Source organism: Duganella sp. GW821-FHT07F09 (assembly GCF_059418705.1).
Genome location: NZ_JBWKQJ010000001.1, coordinates 251,773 through 274,937, shown reverse-complemented (window position 1 = coordinate 274,937; position 23,165 = coordinate 251,773). Strand labels below are relative to the sequence as shown.

At 64.3% G+C, this 23,165-nt stretch carries 15 protein-coding genes; 3 read left to right on the top strand and 12 right to left on the bottom strand.

Annotated features, from left to right (window positions below; genetic code table 11):
* Positions 1-15: 15 nt before the first annotated feature.
* From selB to AC07P1_RS01180, 12 genes are all read right to left on the bottom strand, one after another.
* Positions 16-1,935, bottom strand: a complete 1,920-nt coding sequence (gene selB, locus AC07P1_RS01235; protein WP_494694130.1) for a selenocysteine-specific translation elongation factor — start codon at positions 1,933-1,935, stop codon at positions 16-18.
* Positions 1,932-3,389: an L-seryl-tRNA(Sec) selenium transferase gene (gene selA / locus AC07P1_RS01230; protein WP_494694129.1), complete on the bottom strand. Its 1,458-nt coding sequence runs from the start codon at positions 3,387-3,389 to the stop codon at positions 1,932-1,934. The genes selB and selA overlap by 4 nt, the downstream gene beginning before the upstream one ends.
* A complete protein-coding gene (gene fdhE / locus AC07P1_RS01225) occupies positions 3,386-4,399 on the bottom strand; it encodes a formate dehydrogenase accessory protein FdhE (protein WP_494694128.1) in 1,014 nt (337 codons plus the stop codon). The genes selA and fdhE overlap by 4 nt, the downstream gene beginning before the upstream one ends.
* 78 nt (positions 4,400-4,477) lie before the next feature.
* The gene (locus AC07P1_RS01220) at positions 4,478-5,152 is read right to left on the bottom strand and encodes a formate dehydrogenase subunit gamma (RefSeq protein WP_494694127.1); all 675 of its coding nucleotides are present in this window, start codon (positions 5,150-5,152) and stop codon (positions 4,478-4,480) included.
* Entirely contained in the window at positions 5,139-6,062 is a 924-nt protein-coding gene (fdxH, locus tag AC07P1_RS01215) for a formate dehydrogenase subunit beta (protein WP_494694126.1), read from the bottom strand. Before fdxH ends, AC07P1_RS01220 begins: the two co-directional genes overlap by 14 nt.
* 20 nt (positions 6,063-6,082) lie before the next feature.
* Positions 6,083-9,154, bottom strand: a complete 3,072-nt coding sequence (fdnG, locus tag AC07P1_RS01210; RefSeq protein WP_494694125.1) for a formate dehydrogenase-N subunit alpha — start codon at positions 9,152-9,154, stop codon at positions 6,083-6,085.
* A gap of 153 nt (positions 9,155-9,307) precedes the next feature.
* Positions 9,308-10,843 carry a histidine-type phosphatase gene (locus AC07P1_RS01205; protein WP_494694124.1) on the bottom strand — a complete coding sequence of 512 codons (1,536 nt, stop codon included), beginning with the start codon at positions 10,841-10,843 and terminating at the stop codon, positions 9,308-9,310.
* 2 nt (positions 10,844-10,845) lie between these two features.
* Entirely contained in the window at positions 10,846-12,954 is a 2,109-nt protein-coding gene (locus tag AC07P1_RS01200; RefSeq protein WP_494694123.1) for a TonB-dependent siderophore receptor, read from the bottom strand.
* A gap of 112 nt (positions 12,955-13,066) precedes the next feature.
* Positions 13,067-14,353: a pectate lyase family protein gene (locus AC07P1_RS01195; protein WP_494694122.1), complete on the bottom strand. Its 1,287-nt coding sequence runs from the start codon at positions 14,351-14,353 to the stop codon at positions 13,067-13,069.
* A 261-nt stretch (positions 14,354-14,614) separates the two neighbouring features.
* On the bottom strand, positions 14,615-15,523 hold the full coding sequence (locus AC07P1_RS01190) for a carbohydrate kinase family protein (RefSeq protein ID WP_494694121.1): 909 nt from the start codon (positions 15,521-15,523) through the stop codon (positions 14,615-14,617).
* 1 nt (position 15,524) lies between these two features.
* Entirely contained in the window at positions 15,525-16,739 is a 1,215-nt protein-coding gene (locus AC07P1_RS01185) for an AGE family epimerase/isomerase (RefSeq protein ID WP_494694120.1), read from the bottom strand.
* Between the two features lie 73 nt (positions 16,740-16,812).
* Positions 16,813-17,877 (bottom strand): LacI family DNA-binding transcriptional regulator, encoded by a 1,065-nt coding sequence (locus tag AC07P1_RS01180; protein ID WP_494694119.1) that lies wholly within the window; start codon positions 17,875-17,877, stop codon positions 16,813-16,815.
* A gap of 311 nt (positions 17,878-18,188) precedes the next feature.
* Here AC07P1_RS01180 and AC07P1_RS01175 point away from each other — a divergent pair, with 311 nt between their 5' ends.
* The 3 genes from AC07P1_RS01175 to AC07P1_RS01165 are packed head-to-tail and all read left to right on the top strand — an operon-like array spanning position 18,189 to position 23,164.
* Positions 18,189-19,451 carry a sugar MFS transporter gene (locus AC07P1_RS01175; protein WP_494694118.1) on the top strand — a complete coding sequence of 421 codons (1,263 nt, stop codon included), beginning with the start codon at positions 18,189-18,191 and terminating at the stop codon, positions 19,449-19,451.
* Positions 19,452-19,511: 60 nt separating this feature from the next.
* Entirely contained in the window at positions 19,512-21,806 is a 2,295-nt protein-coding gene (locus AC07P1_RS01170; protein ID WP_494694117.1) for a glycoside hydrolase family 3 C-terminal domain-containing protein, read from the top strand.
* A 26-nt stretch (positions 21,807-21,832) separates the two neighbouring features.
* Positions 21,833-23,164 (top strand): glycoside hydrolase 5 family protein, encoded by a 1,332-nt coding sequence (locus AC07P1_RS01165; protein WP_494694116.1) that lies wholly within the window; start codon positions 21,833-21,835, stop codon positions 23,162-23,164.
* Position 23,165 lies beyond the last annotated feature (1 nt).

The following is a 23,165-nucleotide window of genomic DNA, read 5'->3' as shown; positions in this document are numbered from 1 at the left end:
GGTGCGATATCGGCGCTAGTCCGCGCTGAATGACCAGACCGCGTTGGGCCGGATCAGGTGGACGTTGCCGACGCGCCGAGTATAGCCGACGCGATTGAAGAACTCCAAGATTTGAATGGCGCGCTTGCGTCCCAGGCCGGTGGCGTCGCGGAACGACGACGCTTGCACTTCGGGCAAAGTCGCCACCAACTCCGCCAGCTCGGCCAGCGGCGCCGGATGGTAGAACAGATCCGGCACCAACTGGCTGATCTCGCCGGTCTTCGACAGTTTGAGCAGCAGGCGCCGCACTTCCTCCTCCGGCAACCCGTGCTGGCGCACCAGATCGCGCACCCACGGCGGATCGAAGCGGCCCGCGTGCAAGGACACCAGTAGCGGTTGGACCAGCGCCTGTTCGGCTTCGGTCAACTCCACGCTGTGGCTGGGCAGATGCAGGCTGCGGCCGCGCCGCTTGACTTGCCCGGCGGCGGTCAGCGTCTCGACCAGGCGGCTCCACAGCCGGTCCTCCATCTCCGGTGCGACGATGCGTTTGAGGCGCCACAGCTCCGGTCCCGCCTCGTCCTGCGCCCGGTCGTGGAATTCGGACAGGCCGGCGAGGATGCGCGCCTCGAGCGCGGCCACTTCGGCCGCCGCGATCAGCAGCGCGTCGCCGCCGGGCAGCGACACTTCGACGGTGCCCGGCGGCGCCAGGATCTCGCCTGCCGGTAGCTGCGACAGCCGCACCAGCGTCGACACGCGCAAGCCCAGGGGGCTGCGCGCCAGCAGCGCGCCGATGCCGCCCGCGTCGCCGTCCTTGTCGCCATCGATGAAATCGGCCAGCGCCCGTAGCCAGTCCAGTCGCGCCGCGCCACGCCGCTTGCGCGCCGGGCCGAAGGGATCGAGCACCACGCCGCCGCCGATGGTGGCGGTGGCCTGGGCGTTGCGGATCACAAAGCGGTCTCCCGGCACCGCGTGCACCGGGGCGTCGAGCACCAGCTGCGCGCGCCCGCTGCCGCCCGGCGCCAAGGTCTCGCCGTCGAGCGGTACGATGTTGGCCACATGGTGCGCCGCGCCCAAGTGCACGTGCAGCGGCGACCATGGCTTGAGGGTGACGCCGCAATCCGGCGTCAACGTCAGTTCGACGTCGATGCGTTCGGAGCAGGCGGCGAGGGCCGGCGCGACGATCCAGCTGCCGCGCGCTATGTCGTCCTTCGATACCCCGCTCAGGTTGAGCGCCAGGCGCTGGCCGGCCCGGCCGATGTCGGCGGCGCGATTCTGCGCGTGGATGCTGCGCACCCGCATCTGCTGCGCGCCCGGCGCCAGTTGCAGCGTGTCGCCCACGCGCACGCTGCCCGCCAGCGCGGTGCCGGTGACGATGGTGCCCTGGCCGGACAAGGTGAACACGCGGTCGACGCCGAGGCGGAACAGGCGGCGCTCATCGGCGGCCGGCAACGCGGCCGCCATGTCCGTCAGATGCGCCAGCAGGGCCTTCACGCCGGCGTCGCCTTCACTGGTGGCGTTGGTGCGGAAGATCCGCGCGCCGGCGAAATCGGTGCGCGCCAGCAGCGCCACGATGTCGGCTTCCACGCGTTCCAGTTGCTGCGCGTCGGCGCGGTTGATCTTGGTCAGCGCCACCGCGCCGCGCCGCACGCCGAGCAGCCGCAGAATGGCCAGGTGCTCCAGCGTCTGCGGCATGATGCCGTCGTCGGCGGCGATCACCAGCAGCGCGGCGTCGATGCCGGTGACGCCGGCCGCCATCGTGCGGATGAATTTTTCGTGGCCGGGAACGTCGATCACGCCAAGGGTGTCGCCGTTGGCCAGCGGCGCGTAGGCGTATCCCAGTTCGATGGAAATGCCCCGCGCCTTTTCTTCCTTCAGGCGATCGGTGTCGACACCCGTCAGCGCGCGCGTGAGCGTGGTTTTCCCATGGTCGATATGACCTGCCGTGCCGACGATCATGCGGGTGTATGCGCCAGCAGGGGCAGTTGTTCGGTGAAGCGCTGCTGCTGGTGGTCGTCCAGGCAGCGCAGATCGAGCCACAGCGCGTCCTGCGATACGCGGCCGATCACCGGCAACGGCAGCCCACGCAGGCGCTGTTCCAGCACGCCCAGCGCGTTGCCGGTACGGACCGTCGCGGCTGCGCGTATCACCAGCCCGTGGCTGTGCAACTGATCGACGGGCAGGGCGCCGCTGCCGATCTGGCTCATCATCGGTTCCGCGCCCACCACGTAGCCTTCGCCCAGCACCGCCTGCAGTTGCGGCAGGATGGCCTGCGCCTGCTCGCGCATGGCGGCGGCGGGGCGCGTCAACAGCTTCAGGGTGGTCAGACGCTCCGGCAGCAGGTCCGGCGCCCGGTACAAGGCCAGCACCGGCTCCAGCGCGGCCAGGGTCAGTTTGCCGACACGCAGCGCGCGCTTGAGCGGATTCTTTTTGATTTGCGCGATCAGGTCGGCGCGGCCGACGATGATGCCGCACTGCGGGCCGCCCAGCAGCTTGTCGCCGCTGAAGGTCACCAGATCGGCGCCGCCGGCGATGGTTTCGCGCACCGTGGTCTCGTGTGGCAGGCCGTATTGTTCGAGGTCGACCAGGGTGCCGCTGCCCAGGTCCACGGCCGTCGGGATGCCGTGCTTGCGCGCCAGCGGCGCCAGTTCCGGCAGCTCGACGCTTTTGGTGAAACCGGTGATCGCGTAGTTACTGCAATGGACCTTCATCATCAGCGCGGTCTGCGGGCCGGCCGCTTCGGCGTAGTCCTTCAGGTGCGTGCGGTTGGTGCTGCCCACTTCGCGCAGCACGGCGCCGGCGCGCGTCATAATGTCGGGGATGCGGAAGGCGCCGCCGATTTCCACCAGCTCGCCGCGCGAGACGATCACTTCGCGGCCCTGCGCCAGGGTGTTCAGCATCAGCAGCACGGCGGCGGCGTTGTTGTTGACGATGGTCGCCGCTTCGGCGCCGGTCAGTTCCAGCAGCAGTTCCTCGACCAGGTTGTCGCGGTCTCCGCGCTTGCCGGTGTCGATGTCCCACTCCAGGTTCATCGGCCAGCGCAGCGCCTCGGCCACGGCCTGCACCGCGCTGTCGGGCAGCAGGGCGCGTCCCAGATTGGTGTGCAGGACGGTGCCGGTCAGGTTGAAGACGGGGCGCAGCGGCGAGCGGTTGGACTCGCGCAGCCGGGCGGCCAGCATCGTCAGCAGGGTGGGGATGGAGGTGTCGGTGGCGACCGGGCCGTGGCCCGAGCCGTCGCGCGCCGCCACCAGCTGGCCGCGCAACTCGGCCAGCATCGCGCGCGCCGCCTCAGTCGTCTGCAAACGGCCGTATTCCGTGATCAGCGCCTCGCAGCCGGCATCCGACAGTATCAGATGCACGGCCGGGAGGTGGATCGCACCGGCCGGCTTCACCGAATTGGCGGGGCCGCTCATGCGGCGTTGAACCACAAAAGCGGATTGCCGCTGGCTCGGGCATAGCCCGCCTCGCCGACCAGCAGGTCCAGGGTGAGGCTGGCCAGATCGTCGGCCAGCGGTTCGACGTTGAAGTCGTGCTCCTGGTTGAAGATCTTGCGGTAGGTTTTGCAATCGTCGCAAGTCTCGGCGCGCGCCACCTTGCTTGGGTCGTTGGCCTTGTTGATCGGCGCGGGGTCGGCTGCGGCCACTTCGGCCTTGTCCTCGTTCGTTTCCAGGCTTTGATAGGCGATCCTGGACGTGTGCTCGCAGCACGAGCATTTGACCCGCACCATGTGCCATTCGCTGGCGCAGGCGCTGCAATGCAGGTAGCGGTAGCCCTGCGACTGCCCGCCGATGCGGATTACGCTGGCCACCGGGTGCGAGCCGCACACGGGGCACAAGGTGTTGGTTACCAGCGGTTGCACCGCCGGGGAATCGAGCTGGCTGGCGCGCATCGCCCACACCACCTGCAGCGCGGCGGCGACGAACGGCGCGTGCAGCGGATCGACGCCCTCGGTCACTTCCGCCAGCACGGCGTCGGCGCAGCCTTCCAGCTGGGCGGCGTCGAGTTCGCGCAGCTGCGCCAGCACGCCGGCCATGTGCGGCTGCTCCTTGACCAGCGGATCGAGTTGATCCAGGATGGCGGCGAACACGGTTCGCCAGGACGCCGGACGGGCGCCGCTGACCGGCAGCGGCGGCATATTGTGCTCCAGCGACAGCGCGATGTCCGCCGCATCCGGCAGCATGAACGTCTCGGCCGGCAACGACGCGGCGACGGCGGCCTGCGCATCGACCAGGGCCGCCATCAGTTGGAGATAGCCCTGCATCGATTCGCCGACGGGAATTCCGGTGATGTCGTTGTTCGCCAACTGGCGCAGGCGCGCGGCGCGCGCGGTGAACAGGCTGCGTGCTTGCGGCAGCAGCAGGCGCGGTATGGCATTGTGATCGAGCGATTCGATTTCGCCCGGTTCAAGCAGACGTTGTACCAAAGATGTCTCCCATTTTGCCGGCGGCGCTTCCGATCCTGGCCGCCGGCTTGGGAACTATTCTAATCCCAAATTAATAAATCAATCGCGCGGTTTGTTGGTGCTCCGCGCGACTTCCTCGAACCAGCGGGGATGGTGCTTGCGCGCCCACCCGTAGGTGACCGTGCCACGCACCATCGCGCCTATCGACCCCTTGACCCAGATGCCCGCGTAGATATGCACCACGATAGAGCAAATGATCACAAACGCGCAGAAGGCATGTAGCAGCGCGGCGAAGCGTACCACTTCGATCGGGAAGTAGAACGCGAAGTACGCGCGCCAGATCACGATGCCCGAGAACAGAAGCCCCAGCATGCACAGGATCAGTACATAGAACAGCACCTTCTGGCCGGCGTTGTAGCGGCCGACCCTGGGAAGCTTTTCCTCGCGGTTGTTGACCACGTCGCCGACCTGCTTGAGCCACTGCGTGTCGCCCTTCTCGAAGCGGTTGTGGTGCCAGAACCGCACCACCAGCAGCGCGAACGAGGCGAACATCAGTATGCCGAAGAAGGGATGCAGGATGCGCGTCCATTGCCCGCCGCCGAGGAATACCGCCATCCACGCCGTCGCCGGATGGAACATGGCGAGGCCGGACACCGTCAGCACGATAAAGCAGATGGCGGTGACCCAGTGGTTGCTGCGTTCATTGGGCGTGTAGCGCTCGATCAGCGGGTTGCCGTCCTTGTCGCGCAGGGGTTTGTTTTCAGGTGTGCTCATTTTTGCTCTCCCTGATCCGGTTGGCCTCATGCAGCGCCTCGGCTTCCTCGTCCTTGCTGACCTCATTCGGACCGACGCGCGAATAGTGGAACCAGCCAGCCAGCGCCGTCGCGGCGATGCCGGCCAGCGCGAGCGGCTTGGTCAAGCCCTTCCACAAACCGACCATCGGGCTGATGCTCGGATTCTGCTTCAGCCCATGGTACAGCGGCGCCTTGTCGGCGTGGTGCAGCACGTACATCACGTGCGTGCCGCCGACTCCGGCCGGATCATACAGGCCGGCGTTGGCGTAGCCGCGCGACTTCAGGTCCTCGATGCGATCGGCGGCATGCACCTTCATGTCCTCCTTGGTGCCGAAGACGATCGCGCCGGTCGGGCAGGTCTTGACGCAGGCCGGTTCCTGGCCGACGGCCACCCGGTCCGAGCACAAGGTGCACTTGTAGGCGCGGTCGTCCTTCTTGGAGATGCGCGGCACGTCGAACGGACAGCCGGCGACGCAGTAACCGCAGCCGATGCAGTTCTCCTGATGGAAATCCACGATGCCGTTGGTGTACTGGACGATGGCGCCCGGGGCCGGACAGGCCTTCAGGCAGCCCGGGTCCTCGCAGTGCATGCAGCCGTCCTTGCGGATCAGCCATTCGAGGTTGCCGTCGCTGGTCTCGTGCTCCGAGAACCGCATTACGGTCCACGATTGCGGCGTCAGGTCGAGCGGGTTGTCGTACACCCCGGTGGTTTCGCCGACGTCGTCGCGCAGGTCGTTCCACTCCATGCAGGCGGTCTGGCATGCCTTGCAGCCGATGCACTTCGACACGTCGATCAGCTTGGCCACGGTGCCGGTGGCCGGCGTGCGCGCCACCGGTGCCTGCACCGTGGTGGCCGACATTCGTTTGATATCAAGTGATTGTAAAGCCATGTTTTATTCTCCTCGGGCCGTCATGCTTTTTCCACTTTCACCAGGAACGACTTGAATTCCGGTGTCTGTGAATTGCCGTCTCCAACCGTCGGCGTCAGGGTGTTGATCAGGTAGCCCGGTTTGGTGACTCCCTTGAACCCGAAGTGAATCGGCAGTCCGACCTGGTGGGTCTTCTTGCCGTCGATGGTCAATGCCTTGATACGCTTGGTCACCACGGCTTTCGCCACGATGTGTCCGCGCTTGGAACTGATCTTGACACGGTCGCCATGGGAGACGCCGAGCTCCTTGCCGAGGTCTTCGCCGATTTCGACGAATTGCTCCGGCTGGATGATCGCGTTCAGGAGCGCGTGCTTGGTCCAGTAGTGGAAGTGCTCCGTCAGACGGTAGCTGGTCGCCACGTGCGGATACTCGTTCGCCTTGCCCAGCTTCGCCCTGTCGCCCGGGAACATGCGGCCGGCCGGATTGCTGGTGGCGCGCGGGTTCGCCGGATGCAGCGGGTTGTGGCCGATCGGCGTCTCGAAGGGCTCGTAGTGCTCGGGGAACGGACCTTCGGCCATGGCGTCGCGCGAGTAGAAGCGCGCCACACCCTCGGCCAGCATGATGAAGGGACCCATGCCGTTTTCAGGCGGTTCGTCCGCCTTGAAGTCCGGTACGTCCGCGCCGGCCCAGTTGGTGCCGTTCCAGGCCACCAGCTTGCGGGTCGGGTCGAACGGCTTGCCCTTGGTGTCGCACGAGGCGCGGTTGTACAGCACGCGGCGGTTGGCCGGCCAGGCCCAGGCCCAGTTCAGCGTGTTGCCGATGCCGGTCGGGTCGCTGTTGTCGCGGCGGCCCATCTGGTTGCCGGCGGCCGTCCACGAACCGGCGAAGATCCAGCATCCGCAGGCCGTGCTGCCGTCGTCGCGCAGCTGCGCGAAGCCGGCCAGCTGCTCGTTCTTCTTCAGGATGACTTTCGTCGGGTCTTTCGGATCGGTGAGTTCCTTGAGCGCCTTGCCGTTGAACTCCATCGCGATCTCCTCCGGCTGCGGGCTCAGAGGCTGGGCGTAGTTCCACGTCAGGTTGAGGATCGGGTCGGGGAATTTGCCGCCGTCGGTCTGGTACATCTTCTTGATGCGCATGAAGATGCCGGACATGATCTCCAGATCGCTCTTGGTCTGGCCGGGGCCTTCGGCGCCTTGCCAGTGCCATTGCAGCACGCGCGAGGAGCTGACCAGCGAACCACGCTCCTCGGCAAAGCAGGTGGTCGGCAGGCGGAACACCTCGGTCATGATCTTGGTTGGATCGACCTGGTGGAACTCGCCGAACGGACGCCAGAACTCCGCCGTTTCCACGGCCAGCGGATCCATCACCACCAGGAATTTCAGCTTCGACAGCGCCTCGGTGATCTTCTGCTTGTCCGGCGCCGACGCCAGGATGTTGAAGCCCTGGCAAATATAGCCGTTCATCTTCCCCTGATGCATAAGCTCGAAAGCCTGCATCATGTCGTAGGGTTTGTCGAGCTTGGGCAGGTAGTCGAACGCGTAGTTGTTCTCCTCGGTGGCGGCGTCGCCCCACCAGGCCTTCATGAAGGAGACCAGGAACTTCTTGGCGTTGCTGTAGTAGCTAAGCTGGTTCGGACGCAAAGGCTTGAGCGCGCGCTTGGCAGCATAGGCTTCCCAGTCCTGTTCCGCCTCGCCGGGCAGGGTCAGGTAGCCGGGCAGCATATTGGTCAACAGACCCAGGTCGGTCAGACCCTGGATGTTGGAGTGGCCGCGCAAAGCGTTCATGCCGCCGCCGGCGATGCCGATGTTCCCCAGCAGGAGCTGCACCATCGCGCCGGTGCGCAGGGTTTGCGCGCCGGTCGAGTGCTGGGTCCAGCCCAGGGCGTACAGGATGGTCGCGGCGCGTCCGGGAACGGCGGTCGACGCCAGCATCTCGGCGACCTTGTGGAATTTCTCCGGCGGCACGCCGCAGGCCTTCTCCACCATCTCCGGGGTATAGCGCGAGTAGTGCTTCTTCATCAGCTGGTACACGCAGCGCGGATGTTCGAGCGTGGGATCGATCTTGGCGTAGCCGTCGTCGCCCATTTCGTAGTTCCAGCTGCTCTTGTCCGTGTACTTGCCGGCCGCCTCGTCGTAGCCCGAATACAGGCCGTCGTTGAAGGCGAAGTCCTCGCGGACGATGAACGGCATGTCCGTGTAGTTGCGGACGTATTCGTGCTGGATCTTGTCGTTCGTGAGCAGATAGTTGATGATCGCGCCCAGGAATACGATGTCCGAGCCCGTGCGGGTAGGGACGTAATAGTCGGCTACCGAAGCGGTTCGGGTAAAGCGCGGATCGACCACGACCAGCTTGGCGCCACGATGCGCCTTCGCTTCCGTGACCCACTTGAATCCGCAAGGGTGTGCTTCAGCGGCGTTTCCGCCCATGACCAGGATGACATCGGCGTTCTTGATGTCCACCCAGTGATTCGTCATCGCACCACGTCCAAATGTCGAGGCAAGACCTGCCACCGTCGGACCGTGTCATACGCGTGCTTGATTGTCGAATGCCAGCATGCCCAGACTGCGCATGGTTTTATGGGTTAAGTAGCCTACTTCGTTGGAGCCGGCCGACGCGCACAGCATGCCGGTCGTGGTCCATCGGTTGACGGTTTTGCCGTCGGCGCTTTTCTCGATGAAGTTGGCGTCGCGGTCGGCCTTCATCAACTTGGCGATGCGCGTCAGCGCGTCGTCCCAGGCGATCGGACTCCATTCGGCGGCTCCCGGGGCGCGGTATTCCGGCACCATCAAGCGATTCGGGGAGTGGATAAAGTCGATCAGGCTTGCGCCCTTGGGGCAAAGCGTGCCGCGGTTGACCGGGTGGTCGGCGTCGCCTTCGATGTGGATGATTTTGGCGGTGGCGTTTTTCGCGCCGTCGCCCAGGCCGTACATCAGGATTCCGCAGCCTACGGAGCAGTAGGGGCAGGTGTTGCGGGTTTCGGTGCTGCGCGCCAGCTTGTACTGCCGGACTTCGGCCAGGGCCGTTGCCGGCGCAAAGCCGAGGAGCGCGATGCTCGAACCCGCGATGGTCGCGCCAGTCACCCTAAGGAACTGTCGCCTGGACATCTGGTTCATGGAAGTGCCTTTCAATGAGGACAAAGACATTTCGAGTGTAGCACCAGAAAAACATTGATGTTTGCGCTGACACGTATCAAACGTTGGGTTAACGCCAGTGCAATACTTCTGATATAGATCAATAGACAATGTTCGATACCATAGGTCGGATGGTTATTTGTCTTTATAGCATCTTTTAAGTTTTTGATAATCGTAGTAGCGGCTGCTGGCGGCGACCTTGGCGGCGTCGCAAGCGGGTTTGAAGTCGCTCTCCTTTTCGTTGTAGAGCAGGCGCACCAGCGTGCGGCCCTTGGCGTTACGATAGACATCCCACTGGAGGTTGGCGGCCATCGGCGCCACCGCTTCGCCGCGCCAGCCGCTGTTCTCGTAGCTGTACATGGCGGCGCGCGGCAGCTGCCCGGACATGCCGGGCAGGCCGAGGAGGGCGGCCATCGGGATGACGATTTCGGCGTGCGAGAAGCGCAGCTTGGCCGCGTGCCGCATGTCGCCCCTGGCGACGGCGTCCACCTCGCCGAAGAAATCGTCGAGCAGGGTGCGCGCCATGCGCCACGTCAGGTCGCCGTTTTCGGCGACGCCCGGGCCTTTTTCGTAAAAGGCCAACGCATCCTCGATCGACGCGAACACGCCCGCTTGCGCGGGCTGCACGTAACGCGTGAAGTCGGCCGGCACCTCGTTGCGCATGTCGGCCGCCGCCGCATACAGTTCGTACAGCGCCAGCGCGGCGTCGGTCGCGGAGGCGATTTCGGTGTCGCCGTCGCCGGCCAGCGTGTTGGTGAACTTGCCGTCGGCGCTGCTGAAGCTGAAGCCGCCCGTGTTGGCGACATGGTGGCTGCCGTGATCCAGCGCGGCGACAAACGCCGGCTGGAACAGGCGTTCGAGCGTGGCGCGCGCAGCCTCCGCCAAACGTGGTTGCGCCATGATTGCCGCCTTGCGTTCACGCAGCTCGTCGCTTTGCAGCCAGCATTGGTAGGCCTGGCTGGCCTGGTAAGTCGCGTGCAGCGGATCGGCGGGAACGGTCGGCTTGTCCTGTTTTGCGCTTAGCTTGTGGAAGTAGAGCAGGTAGCGGTCGGTGCCCGCCGGGCGGCTGGCGTGGTCGGCTTCGCCGCGCGGGGCCATTGAGGCGGGATAGGTCAGCAACTGTTCCAGGCCGGCCTGCCGCGCCACCAGCGACCGGGTGAAGAAGTAGCCGCTATCGACGGCGCGGTCTTTGCCGGAGGTGACCACGACGATGGCGCGCCGTTTGGCGGCGGCGTCGCGAAACAGCTCCGGCAGGCGCCGGTGCATGCGCTGCGCCAACTGCGCGTGTTCGGCCACGCCCTGCGATGTCTCGTTGCCGTAACCCGGTTTGCCGATGCCGGCCACGCCGTAACCGAGCAGGAAGTTAGCCTTCATCAGCGTCAGGATGTCCGGTCCCAGTTGCGCGCCCAGGGGCGTCAACGCGCCTTCCTTTTCCGCCTGTTGCCACAGCCGGTACAGCGCCAGATCGGTCTTGAAGCCGTTCAGCCCACGCGAGCCGTGGCGCGCCAGCAGTTGCGTCGAGACGGCCCGATACCCCGGCGGCGGCGCCTCGTAGACGGTGCCGTCCCCGGGAGCTTGATAGGGCGTCTTGGTCTGGTAATACTGTTGGCCGGAAGCGTCTGACAACATCAGGGACAGCGCGGCGCCCGCCGCCAGGGGGAGTGCTTTCATGCCTAGAAGTCCACCCGCGCGTTCACGCTGGCGGTGCGCGGCGCGCCCACGTTCAGGTAATTCTCCTGGTAGTAGGTCCAGTATTTGCGGTTGGCGAGATTGGAGATGTTGGCGCGCAGGCTGACCATCTTGCCGAAGAAGTGGTGGCGATAGTTGAAGCCCGCGTCGAACAGCGCCACAGACGGCAGCTGGTTGACATTGGCCGCGTCCGTCGTCAAATCGCCCAGGTACTTGGTGCCGGCATGCAGCGCCAGTCCTGGCAGCACTTCGCGCCAGGTCGCCTGCAGCGAGGCCTGGCGGCGCGGCGCGCCCACCGCGCGCTTGCCGCTGTAGCCCGGCGCGGCGTCTTCCAGTTTGGCGTCGAGCAGCATGATGCCGCCTTCGATCGACAGGTTTTTCGCCACCTGCACCACGCTGTTGAACTCAAGGCCCTGGTACTTGGTCTGGCCGTCGGCCACGTAGACGTTGGCGGCGTTGGCGTACTGCGCGCCGCGCTCGATGTGGAACAGCGCCGCGCTGGCGTTCCAGAGGCTGTGTTCCGTTTTGACGCCGATCTCGGTCTGCTTGCTCTTGATCGGGGCGAAGACCTGGTTGGCGTTGACGGTGGACGTTGGCGCGGCCGCGGCTTGCTCCAGCGCCTCGACGTAGCTGCCGTACACGGTGGTGTCGGCTGCCGGCTTGAACATCAGCGCGGCGGTCGGCGTGGTCTTGTTGGCCGGGTACTCGGCGCTGACGGCGCCCTTGGTCGAGTAGGCGGTATCCTTGAAGCGGGTGTGGCGCGCGCCCGCCAGCACCGACCAGTTGTCGGTCAGTTTTACGGTGTCGCTGGCGAAGACCGCCTCCTGGCGCGTGGCCTCGTCGCGGTAGGTGCCGCCGCTGTAATTGACGCCGGCGACGTTCAGGATGTTCGGCGCGTACAGGTTGCCGGTGCCCAGATAGGTCTTGGGCGTGACAATCGACGATTCCGATTCCAGTTTTTGCGTCACGACGCCGGCAACCACCTCGTGCCGCAGGCCGGCGGTATCGAACTTGCCCTGCAGCGTCGCTTGCAGCTGGTCGAAGCCGTAGTCGTGCAGCTCGGAGGTGACGCGGTCGCGGTAGTCGCCCTTGTCGTTGCCGATGTAGTACTGGTCCTTCTTGTAGACGCGGCTCGAGTCGGAGGTGCGGTACGAAATGTTGGCCGTCCAGTCCGGCGCGAGGCGGTATTCCAGGCCGAGCGTGAACAGCGAGTATTCGACGTCGCTGCCGGCGCCCACGCTACTCAGCTTGCTGTCGCCGGCGATCGGCGCCGGCACCTTGACCGATGGCGAGATGACGACGTCGGTGCCGCCAACGCTGCGGCGGCGCTGGTACAGCGCATCGTAGGTCAGCGCCAGGTCGTCGGCGATGCGCCACTCCAGATTGAGGCCGGCGGCGTTGCGGTTGATCGAACCGCCTTCCTCGTGCAGGTCGCCGTCTTCGTGCAGCAGGTTGACGCGATAGCCGAAACCACCTTCCTCGCCGGCGCGGCCGCCCATGTCGATATGTTCCTTGACCGCGCCGCCTTCCTGGTAGCCCATCGCCGCGCTGAAGCTCCGGTTGGTGGTGGGGCGTTTGCTGACATAGTTGACGGTGCCGCCGGGCGAGCCGAAGCCATACATAAAGCCGGTCAGGCCCTTGAGCGCCTCGACGCTCTCGAACATCTCCAGCGGCATTTCGGTGCCGCGGTTGATGTTGGCCAGGCCGTCGACCTTGTAGCCGTTCAAGTCGTCGAGACGCAGGCCGCGCATCTGGATGGTGGCGGGGTGGGTGCTGATCGGCGGGCTGATGGCGGTGACGGAGGCGTCGTACTTCAGCACTTCGGAGATACTGGTGGCCAGGCGGTCCTCGATCTCGTCGCTGCTGACGGCCTTGGTGGAGAAGGGCGTATCGAGTTCGGACTTGCGTCCCAGGGCGCCGCCGCCGACGCTGTCGGCCAGTTTTTTCTTCTCGACGGTGGCGGTGACGACAACCGTCGACAGCGCGCCGCCGGTTGCCTCCGCGGCGGTGGCGGCGACATGTAGCGCGCATAAGCCCGCGGCGGCCAGGGCCAGTTGCAAACGGGATGGTGTAACAGCGGTTTTGGAGGGCATGGGGTCTTAAGGAAGGTGGCTGGATAAAGCCGACTATCTTGAAGCCCCCATATGACCGCCATGTGACGGTTGCCTTACCTTACCGATCTGTAATGTGGCCCATGTCAAGCGTTTAGTTTTTATAGGGACCCGCGAAGGCCGAGATATAGGTCGGGACGTTGCTCGCGGAGTAGGGAATCACAATCTCGGCCTGTGGGACCGATTGGAAGACCCTCATGACGCTGGAATCCTGGACGAAATGGTTTTCGTCCAGCTCCCTGGCGATATTGCCGTAACAATTACGCTCCAATGTGCTCTTGCACTGGGTTTGCGTGGCGGTATTGGGGGCGCCCAGCGAACCGAAGATCTTGCCGCTTGAGCCGGTGATCGGTCTGCCGATGTTATGGAAATAGTTACCCTCAACCAGCACGTTGACGCCAGTGGACGGCGGCTTCGTTGGGTCCGGGACGGTGGTCGCATCCAAGGCGTGGGCGCGGGCCTCGGGGGTCGGTTGATCGTTGAAGAAATAGTTATTGACCAGGTGGATAGTCGCCGCCGCACTCCCGACATGTGGCGCCCGTCCGGCCACATTCATGAACCAGTTGTTGGAGACGGTGATCTTTTTCGAATCTACCCCCAGCAGCACGTTAAAGTAATGCTCATTATTGCAGTTCGCCGAATATATGTCGTGGCCATCGAAAATGTTCCATGAGACCGTGATGTTGGTGGTGTTGCCGAAGTGGGTGACCAGCATTTGGCGCCCGATGTTATGGAATCGGTTATGGTTGATCCAGACATGATGGGAGTTGGAAATGTCGAGCGCGTCGCCGCCGAACACAATGCCGTCGTTGATGTCTCTGATCGTGATATTTTGGATGATGACGTTGCTTACGTTATTGAGTTGCAGCCCCTTGCCTTTCAGGCCCGCGTTGGCCCCCACACCCAGCAGGGTTTTGTTTGAGCCGACCAGCAACGGTTTTCTGCCGGCCTTGTCGACGGCGATCCACCACATCTTGAAGCCAACGCAACGGTGGTCGCTGGCGTCCATCGGCATCTGCGCCTCGCTCCTGTTGTCGGGCGCGTTGCAGATTTTGGTCGGGTAGCAGACGGCGTCGGTCTCCGAGCCGTCGGCGCCGGTAAAGTCTATCGTCTCGCTGAGCTTGATGATGCGCGGGGTGTTGTCGGAACAACCTGCGGGCCCGAGTGTACGGCATAGTTCGTGAGCGAGCTGTTCCCTTGTGTGTACCGTGACGATTTCCCCGGTCGGTCCGCCGCCGGTGGTCCCGGCGCCGAAGCCTTCGGGTGATCTGGCCCAGGGCGTGTTCGACGCGCTGGCGTGGTGTGTGCCGGCCAGCATGGCAAGCGTATATAGCAGGCGAGCGGTCGTCCGCGCCATTTGTTTCGGGGAGATAATTGACATTGCCCATCCTAATTATTGATTGGAAGACAATTATAGTCGGCGTATTTTGAGGAAACTATCAGGGGATTCTGGTGTGGTTGTAGGGGAAAGCGTGATCGCCTGTTAATTTTCTTTGATAGCTGTGGGCGGCTCGCTTTGACCCGCACTGCCACACGGGGACGTACCCTGCGGGGTACGTCCCTTAAGCGATCACGCAAGCGTTAAGGCAGAAGGTGGTTGGGGTTGACGGGTGCGCGCGGCCGTTGCTGGCTTACTCGGGCATCACGACAGCAAGGCGTGGATGGCCGCCAGCGACGGCGGCGAGGCGCCCGGCGCCAGACAGGCAGCCGCGCCGGCCGCCACCGCGAAGCGCAGATGCTCCGGCGGCGCGCGATCGGCGTGATGCATCATGCTGTAGGCGAGGGCCGCGATGCTGGCATCGCCGGCGCCGACCGAGTCGACCACCGTGATGCGCGGCGCCGGCAGCGACCAGGCATCGTCGCCGATGTGCAGCGAGGCGCCGTCGCCGCCCTTGGTGTACAGATAGGTCGCCGCCGGATTCCAGCCGCGCAGCGTGGCGAACGCGGTCTCGATGTCGTCGGTGCGGAACAGGCCCGCCAGATCCTCCTCCGACACCTTGACCACGTCGGCCAGCCCGGTCATGCGGCGCAAGGTGGCGTCGTAGCGCTCGTCCATCAGCAGCCGGTAGTTCGGATCGAAGCTGATGCGCACGCCGTCCCGCTTGAGTTGCTCGGCCAGCGCCACCAGCTTGCCCGCCAGCGGCTGGCGCGCCAGGCTGATGCCGCCGAAGTGCACCCACTTGCAGTGCGCACGCCAGCCCTCCGGCAGCAGCGAGGCGTCGAAATGCAGGTCGGCGCTGTCGTCGCCGACGAAGAAATAGGCCGGCGGGTCGGTGCGGTGCACGATCGCCAGCAGCGGCGATTTGGCGTAGCGCTGCAGGAAACGCATGTCCAGATTCGCCGCTTCGCTGGCGCTGTGCAGCGCGTCGCCGAAGACGTCGCCGCTGATGGCGCCGGCGAACGCGGTCGGCACCTCCAGCCTGGCCATCGTGCGCGCCACGTTCCATGTCGAGCCGCCGACCTGGCTAAGCCAATGCTGTTGCGCCGGGTCCTGAACGATCATGTCGGTCAGCGCTTCGCCCGCCGCCACAAAGAGTGGAAAAGTCGCCATCTCAGTCCTTCTTCAGCACATTCAGCACTTCGTAGCAGGCGCCCATGGTGTGGTAATCCACTTTGCCGGCCGGGCTTTTCTCGTCGGTCAGCTTGCTGTTGTCGGTCCCGAGGATGCGGTACCAGGCGCCGTACTGGTGATCGACGAAATGCTCCCAGCTATACGTCCAGATTTTGTCGTACCAGGTCCAGTAGCTTGCCTCGCCGGTGCGTGCGCCCAGCAGGGCCGCGGTGGCCAGGCTTTCGGCCTGCACCCAGAAGTATTTGAGATCGTCGCAGATGCTGTCGTCAGGGCCGAAGCCGTAGTAGATGCCGCCGTGTTTCTCGTCCCACGCCTTGTCCATTGCCGCGTTGAACAACTGCACCGCGCGCGGCAGCAGCCAGTCCTTGCCGCCTTCCAGCTGGTCGCCGTGGCGCTCCAGCAGCAGTAGCAGCTTGGCCCATTCGGTCAGGTGGCCCGGCTGGTAGCCCCACGGGCGGAAGATATTGCTCTTGTCGTGGCGGTTGTATTCGGTGTCGACCGACCAGTCGGCGTGGTAGTGCTCCCAAATCAGATTGTCCGCCAGCGCGGCCTGGCGCTGGGTGATGTTGCGCGCCAGCGTTTCGGCGCGCAGCAGGAAGGCGCGCTCGCCGGTCGCCTCGAAGGCTGCGATCAGCGCTTCGCAGGCGTGCATGTTGGCGTTCTGGCCGCGATAGCCGTCCAGCGTCGACCAGTCGGCGCTGGCCTCGTCGGCGTACAGGCCATATTTGGCATCCCAGAAGCGCCGCTCCATCAGTTCGAAGGTTTCGTCTATCCATGCGCGGGCGTCTTTTTCGCCGGCCATCAGCGCGTGGCTGTAGGCCAGCAGCACGAAGGCCAGGCCGTAACAGTGATTGGTGCCGTCGGTGACGCGGCCTTCTCCGTTGTTCCAGTCCAGTTGCCAGGCGTAGCCGCCGGTCTCCGGGTTGCGGTGGGCGCCGCGCAGGAAGGCCAGGCCGTGGCGCAAGCGCTGCTGGTCGGCCGCCTCGCCGAACTGGCGCCACGCCATCGCGTGCGTGAAGATGAAACGCGTGCTGCTGACCAAATGGCGGGTGTGGGCGTCGTAGACGGTGCCATCATCCTTGTAGAAGTGATAGAAGCCGCCGCTGGCGTCCACGCAACGGTTGTCGTAGAAGTTGCGGGTATGGCGGATATGGTTCAGCAGCGTCGCGCGGGATTGAAAATCTGGTACCATCATTGGGTCCGTTTTTAGTTGATAGGCGGGCGCTTTCTTATCGCGTCCCGGGGTAGTACGAGGTTCTATTTTGTGTTTAGGCCGCCGTCACGCCGCCCCCTTTGCCCTGCGGCTTCTGCAGGCGCCAGCCGTCGAACACGGTGCTGGCCCTGACCACCAGTTCCACCGGCGCGATTTTCTCCACCGGTTCGTTGTGCGGGCCGTTCAACAGCAGTTCCACACCCAGGGCGCCCAGCGCTTTCTTATCGATGCGCAGCGTCGTCAAAGGGCGATGTCCCAGCACGGCGGTCGAGATGTCGTCGAAGCCGACAATCGCGATGTCGTGCGGGACCTTCAATCCCTTGGCCAGGCAGCAGCGCATCGCCACCAGCGCGGCGCTGTCGTTGTAGCAAAACACGGCGTCGGGCGGGTGGGGCAGGGCCAGCAACTGCTCCATCGCCTCCCATGCGCCGGTTTCCAGGTCGACGCCGTCGGGCAGCCCCGCTTCCAGGCGCGGGTCGGCCAGGATGCCTTCTTCGAACAGCGCCTGGCGGTAGCCGCGCGCCCGTTCACGAATACTGTAGTGCGACAGCGGACCGGAAATGAAGCCGACCCGCGTGCGGCCGGTGTCGATCAGGTGTTTGGTGGCCAGGTAGCCGCCCATCATATTGTCCGGATTGACCGAACTGTAACCGCGCAGCTTCATATCGATCAACACCAGTTGCTTGCCGGTCGAGCGCAGGGCGCTCAGCGTCTCCGGCTCGAAGAAACCGGCGCAGACGATACCGTCCGGTGCGTGCATGCGTATCTGGTCGATCAATCCGTCGGCCGGCCCGACCGCCATGAACGACAGCACGATGCCCTGTTTGCGGCAGGCCTCCTCGGCGCCGTGCAGCACCGGCGAGTAGAATGGACTGCTCGACGCGGTGTTGTGCTGCCGGTGCAGCAGGAAGGTCAGGCGGCGCAGCCGTTTCGGCCGCAGTTTGCAAAAGTCGTAGCCGAGTGCGCGCGCCGCCTCCAGCACCATCTGGCGCGTGGCCTCCGTCAATCCCGGTTCGTTTTTCAGGGCCCGTGAAATGGTCCCCGCCGACACGCCGGCCACCCGCGCGATATCCCGTATCGTCACTCCCGTGGTCGCAGCGCTGGTTGTGGAATCGCCCATCTCGGTCTCCAATCTCTCGATGAACCGGCTCGCGGCGGTGCAGTCGGCGGGTTTCTGGTGTGAATACAGTCTTGCATAATCGTCCAGCCACGGTCAAACGACACGTCGACTTTCCCGAAAAGTTTAGCGTAATTTACTAAACACGCGGTTTTTAGCCGTTCGCTGCAATGCAACACGGCGTATAGCCTTGCATCGTGTGTTTAGTGAAGGCGGCTAAACTGCGCCCCAAATTCGCTTGCTGTTTGACCCTTGGGCGCCGCCGATGCAGAATCTTTTCATTACTATAAAAACCATCCAAGAGGAGACAGCTGATGGAGCACGTTGCACCGGCAACTTTGAGTACCCACGACCATGCGCGTCAGGGCAGCAACACCTTCCCGATGATGATCATTACGCTGCTGTTTTTCATGTGGGGGTTGATAACCTCGCTGAACGATGTCCTCATTCCCCACCTTAAATCGATTTATACGTTGACCTATGTGCAGGCGATGCTGGTGCAGTTCTGCTTCTTCGGCGCCTACTTCATCGTCTCGCTCCCCGCCGGCATGTTGATCAAGCGCCTGGGCTACCAGCGCGGCGCGGTCGCTGGCCTGGTGGTCGCCGCCATCGGCTGCGCCATGTTCTATCCCGCCTCGATGGGCGGCTACGCGCTGTTCCTCCTGGCCTTGTTCGTCCTCGCCGGCGGCATCACCATCCTGCAAGTGTCCGCCAATCCCTACGTCGCGGCGTTGGGCGCGCCGGCCACCGCGTCGAGCCGCCTGACCCTGACGCAGGCGTTCAATTCGCTCGGCACCGCGATCGCCCCGGCGCTGGGCGGTTTCCTGATCCTGTCCGAAGGCGTTCCCGCCGTCGCCAACATCGTCAAGACCAAGGCCGAGGAAGCCGCCACCGTGCAGGGACCGTACCTGGTGCTGGCGGCGACCTTGCTGGCCATCGCCATCCTGTTCGCGCTGGTGCGCCTGCCGAAGATCGTCGACGCCGAGGAAGCCGGCGCCTACACGCTGGACAAAAAAGTGACGTCGCACCGCCATCTGGTGCTGGGCGCGATCGGCATCTTCCTGTACGTCGGCGGAGAGGTCAGCATAGGCAGCTTCCTGATTAACTTCCTGGGCGAGTCCAACATCGCCGGCATGTCGCACGGCGCCGCCGCCAATTACGTCAGCTTCTACTGGCTAGGCGCCATGATCGGCCGCTTCATCGGCTTCGGCGTGATGCGCTACGTCAGCCCGGGCAAGGCGCTGGCCTTCAACTCGGCCGCGTCCATCGTGCTGCTGCTGACGGCGATCTTCTCGCACGGAGCGGTCGCCATGTGGGCCGTCATCGCCGTCGGCCTGTTCAACTCCATCATGTTCCCGACCATCTTCAGCATGGCGCTGTACAAACTCGGCCCCCTGACCAGCCAGGGTTCGGGCATCCTGTGCATGGCCATCGTCGGCGGTGCGCTGGTGCCGTTCGCACAAGGCCTGCTGGCCGACACCATCGGCCTGCAACTGTCGTTCTTCGTGCCTGCGGCCTGCTATACCTTTATCCTGTACTACGGCCTCAAATATGCCGGCATGTATTCCAGCCGTTGATTCCCGACCGTTGATTTTTGATTTTTGATTTCGCCTTTCAATAATAAAGTGAGACAGCTAATGAATTCCGAACTGAATCTGCGTCCGCTGGCCATCGCGCTGGCGGTGGCCGCGACGCTTGCCGCCGCAACCGTCGTCACCGTGGCGACCTCGCTGCCGGCTTACGCCGCCGGACAAGCGGCCAGCGCGCCGGCCGAACCAACCTCCAAGCCTTGGCTGGACAAGTCGCTGAGCTCCGAAAAACGCGCCAGGCTGGCGCTGGAAGCCATGACGCAGCAGGAAAAACTGAACTGGGTGCTGGGCTACTTCGGCGCGGACTTCGTTCCCAACAAGACCAAGAAGCATCCGGCCGCGCTGCCTTTCTCGGCCGGCTACATCCCCGGCGTGCCGCGTCTGGGCCTTCCGGCGCTGTTCGAGACCGACGCCGGCCTGGGCGTCGCCACGCAGTTGAGCAAGAATCCGCGCGAGCGCACCTCGCTGCCTTCCGGTCTGGCCACCACGGCCACCTGGAACCGCGACCTGGCCTACCAAGGCGGCGCCATGATCGGCCGCGAGGCGCGCGCCTCCGGCTTCAACGTGATGCTGGCCGGCGGCGTGAACCTGCTGCGCGAACCGCGCAACGGCCGTAACTTCGAATACGCCGGTGAAGATCCGCTGCTGGCCGGCACCATGGTGGCGCAGCAGGTCAAGGGCATCCAGTCCAACAACCTGATCGCGACGATGAAGCACTTCGCCGTCAACGACCAGGAGACCGGCCGCTTCGTGCTGGACGCCCGCCTGGACGATGCCAGCAACCGCATGTCCGACCTGCTGGCGTTCCAATTCCTCTTGGAACAGGCCGATCCCGGTTCCGTCATGTGCTCCTACAACCGCCTGAACGGCGTCTACGCCTGCGAGAACGACTACCTGCTCAACCAGGTGCTGAAGAAGGACTGGGGCTTCAAGGGCTATGTGATGTCCGACTGGGGCGCCGTCCACAGCACCGTGGAATCGGCCAACAGCGGCCTGGATCAGCATTCCGGCTGGGAGTTCGACAAGTCGGCGTACTTCGGCGGCGCGCTGGAGGAGGCGGTCGAAAACGGCCACGTGCCGCAGGCGCGCCTCGACAACATGGCGTACCGGGTCCTGTGGGCGATGTTCGACAAAGGCGTGGTCGACAACCCGGTCAAAGAGGGCGGCGCGATCGACTTCGAAGCGCACAAGCTGGTGAGCCAGGCCGACGCGGAAGAGGGCATCGTCCTGCTGAAGAACACCAACAGCGTGCTGCCGCTCAAGGCCGGCGCCAGGAAAATCGTCGTCATCGGCGCGCATTCGGACGTCGGCGTGCTGGCGGGCGGCGGTTCGTCGCTGGTGTATCCGATCGGCGGCAATCCGGTGCCGGGCATCGAACCGACCATCTGGCCTGGTCCCGTGGTGTACCACCCGTCGTCGCCGCTGAAGGCGATCAAGGCCCGCGCCGGCGACGCCAAGGTGGTCTACAACGACGGCAAGGATGCCGCGGCGGCGGCCAAGGAAGCGGCCGACGCCGATGTCGTCATCGTCTTCGCCGAGCAGTGGGTGGGCGAGGCGCTCGACGCCGTGTCGCTGTCGCTGCCGAACAACCAGGACGCGCTGATCGCCGCCGTCGCCAAGGCCAACCCGAAAACCGTGGTGGTGCTGGAGACCTCGGGCCCGGTGGTGATGCCGTGGGTCGACCAGACCGCCGCCGTGGTGCAGGCCTGGTATGCCGGCAGCGGCGGCGGCGAGGCGATCGCCCGCGTGCTGTATGGCGAAGTCAATCCATCCGGCCACCTGCCGACCACCTTCCCGGTCTCCGAAAGCCAGCTCCCGCGTCCGAAACTGGATGGCGATCCGAAGAAGGACCGCGAGCGCTTCACCGTCAACTATCATGAAGGCGCGGCGGTCGGCTACAAGTGGTTCGACGCCAAGGGCCTCAAGCCGCTGTTCCCGTTCGGCCACGGCTTGTCGTACACGCAGTTCTCGTACTCCGGCCTGGCCGCGAGCCAGAAGGACGGCAAGCTGCAACTGCGCTTCAAGGTCACCAATACCGGCGCCGTCAAGGGCAAGGACGTGCCGCAGGTGTACGTATCGCCGGTAGGCGTGAAGTGGGAAGCGCCGAAACGCCTGGCCGGCTGGGACAAGGTCGAACTGGCGCCGGGCGAGAGCAAGGACGTCAGCGTGACGGTCGATCCACGCCTGCTGGCCATGTACGACAGCAAATCGAAGACCTGGCGTGTCGCCAGCGGCGGCTACAAGGTATTGCTGGCGCATGACGCGGGTGATACCAAGGCCGCCAGCATCACCGTGCAGCTACCCAAGCAGACCTTGAACGTCGCAGGCAAGCCAACCAAGTAACCATCCATAAAAAGAGAGAACGAGACATGAAACAACTCTACAAATTCTGCGCGACCGCGTTGATGATCAGTGCTTGCGGCATTGTTTCCGCCGCCGATGGCGCGCCGGTCGGCAAGGGCGATTTCGTCACCGCCAAGAAGACCCACTTCGCCCGCAAAGGCCAGGCCTATTACATCGTCGGCGCCAATTTCTGGTACGGCGGCTACCTTGGCGCGCCAAAAGGCGTGGGCGAGCGCGCCCGCCTGCTGAAGGAACTCGATAGCATGCGTGCGATCGGCATCAACAACCTGCGCGTGCTGGCCGTCTCCGAGAAGACCGACATGAAGAGCGCCGTCAGCCCGGCGACCACCGCCAAGCCGGGCGAGTACGACGAGAACCTGTTGATCGGCCTGGATTTCCTGATGGCCGAAGCGGCCAAGCGCGACATGACGGTGGTGCTCTACCTGAACAACTTCTGGCAGTGGTCGGGCGGGATGACGCAGTACCTGAACTGGTTTGAAGGCACGCCCGCGCTGGATCCGAACGTGACCAAGGACTATGACGACTACATGAAGAAGAACGCGCGCTTCTACGTCAACGCGGCGGCGCAAAAAGAGTATCGCAACGTGATCCAGAAGATCGTCAAGCGCGTCAACACCATCACCGGCAAGCCTTATTCGGAAGATCCGATCCTGATGTCGTGGCAGCTGGCCAACGAGCCGCGTCCGGGCAACGGCAACGCCACGCCGGAAGAGAAGAAGGCCTACATCAAGTGGATCGACGAAACCGCCGCCTATATCCATAGCCTGGATAAGAACCACATGGTCAGCAGCGGCAGCGAGGGTCTGGCCGGTTCCGCCCAGGACGCGCAGCTGTTCCTCGACTCGCACCGCACCAAGCATATCGACTACCTGACCTATCACCTGTGGCCGAAGAACTGGGGCTGGTTCGACTCCAAGGACCCAACCGGTTCGTGGGATGGCGCCATCGCCAAGAGCCGCAATTACCTGACCTCGCACATCGACCTGGCCAAGAAGCTGGACAAGCCTATCGTGCTGGAGGAATTCGGCCTCGATCGTGACGGCGCCTCGTTCAGCATCAAGGCCACCACCAAGATCCGCGACCGCTTCTACCGCGAAGTGTTCGACTTCGTCTACGACGGCGCCAAGAAGGGCGATCCTATCGCCGGCTTCAATTTCTGGGCCTGGGGCGGCGCCGGACGCGCGGCCAACGCGGATTACTGGTGGAAGCCGGGTAACGACTTCGTCGGCGATCCTCCGCAGGAAGAGCAGGGGCTGTACTCGGTGTTCGATTCGGACACCAGTTCGCTCAAGCTGATCAAGGAATACGCCGACAAACTCAATACCATCAAACGCTAAG

Coding starts and splice junctions, on each gene's coding strand:
- AC07P1_RS01205 (WP_494694124.1), bottom strand. CDS start 10,843: ATGAAAGCACTCCCCCTGGCGGCGGGCGCCGCGCTGTCCCTGATGTTG.
- selB (WP_494694130.1), bottom strand. CDS start 1,935: ATGATCGTCGGCACGGCAGGTCATATCGACCATGGGAAAACCACGCTC.
- AC07P1_RS01195 (WP_494694122.1), bottom strand. CDS start 14,353: ATGTCAATTATCTCCCCGAAACAAATGGCGCGGACGACCGCTCGCCTG.
- selA (WP_494694129.1), bottom strand. CDS start 3,389: ATGAGCGGCCCCGCCAATTCGGTGAAGCCGGCCGGTGCGATCCACCTC.
- AC07P1_RS01185 (WP_494694120.1), bottom strand. CDS start 16,739: ATGATGGTACCAGATTTTCAATCCCGCGCGACGCTGCTGAACCATATC.
- AC07P1_RS01200 (WP_494694123.1), bottom strand. CDS start 12,954: ATGCCCTCCAAAACCGCTGTTACACCATCCCGTTTGCAACTGGCCCTG.
- AC07P1_RS01220 (WP_494694127.1), bottom strand. CDS start 5,152: ATGAGCACACCTGAAAACAAACCCCTGCGCGACAAGGACGGCAACCCG.
- AC07P1_RS01165 (WP_494694116.1), top strand. CDS start 21,833: ATGAAACAACTCTACAAATTCTGCGCGACCGCGTTGATGATCAGTGCT.
- AC07P1_RS01180 (WP_494694119.1), bottom strand. CDS start 17,877: ATGGGCGATTCCACAACCAGCGCTGCGACCACGGGAGTGACGATACGG.
- AC07P1_RS01170 (WP_494694117.1), top strand. CDS start 19,512: ATGAATTCCGAACTGAATCTGCGTCCGCTGGCCATCGCGCTGGCGGTG.
- AC07P1_RS01175 (WP_494694118.1), top strand. CDS start 18,189: ATGGAGCACGTTGCACCGGCAACTTTGAGTACCCACGACCATGCGCGT.
- AC07P1_RS01190 (WP_494694121.1), bottom strand. CDS start 15,523: ATGGCGACTTTTCCACTCTTTGTGGCGGCGGGCGAAGCGCTGACCGAC.
- fdxH (WP_494694126.1), bottom strand. CDS start 6,062: ATGGCTTTACAATCACTTGATATCAAACGAATGTCGGCCACCACGGTG.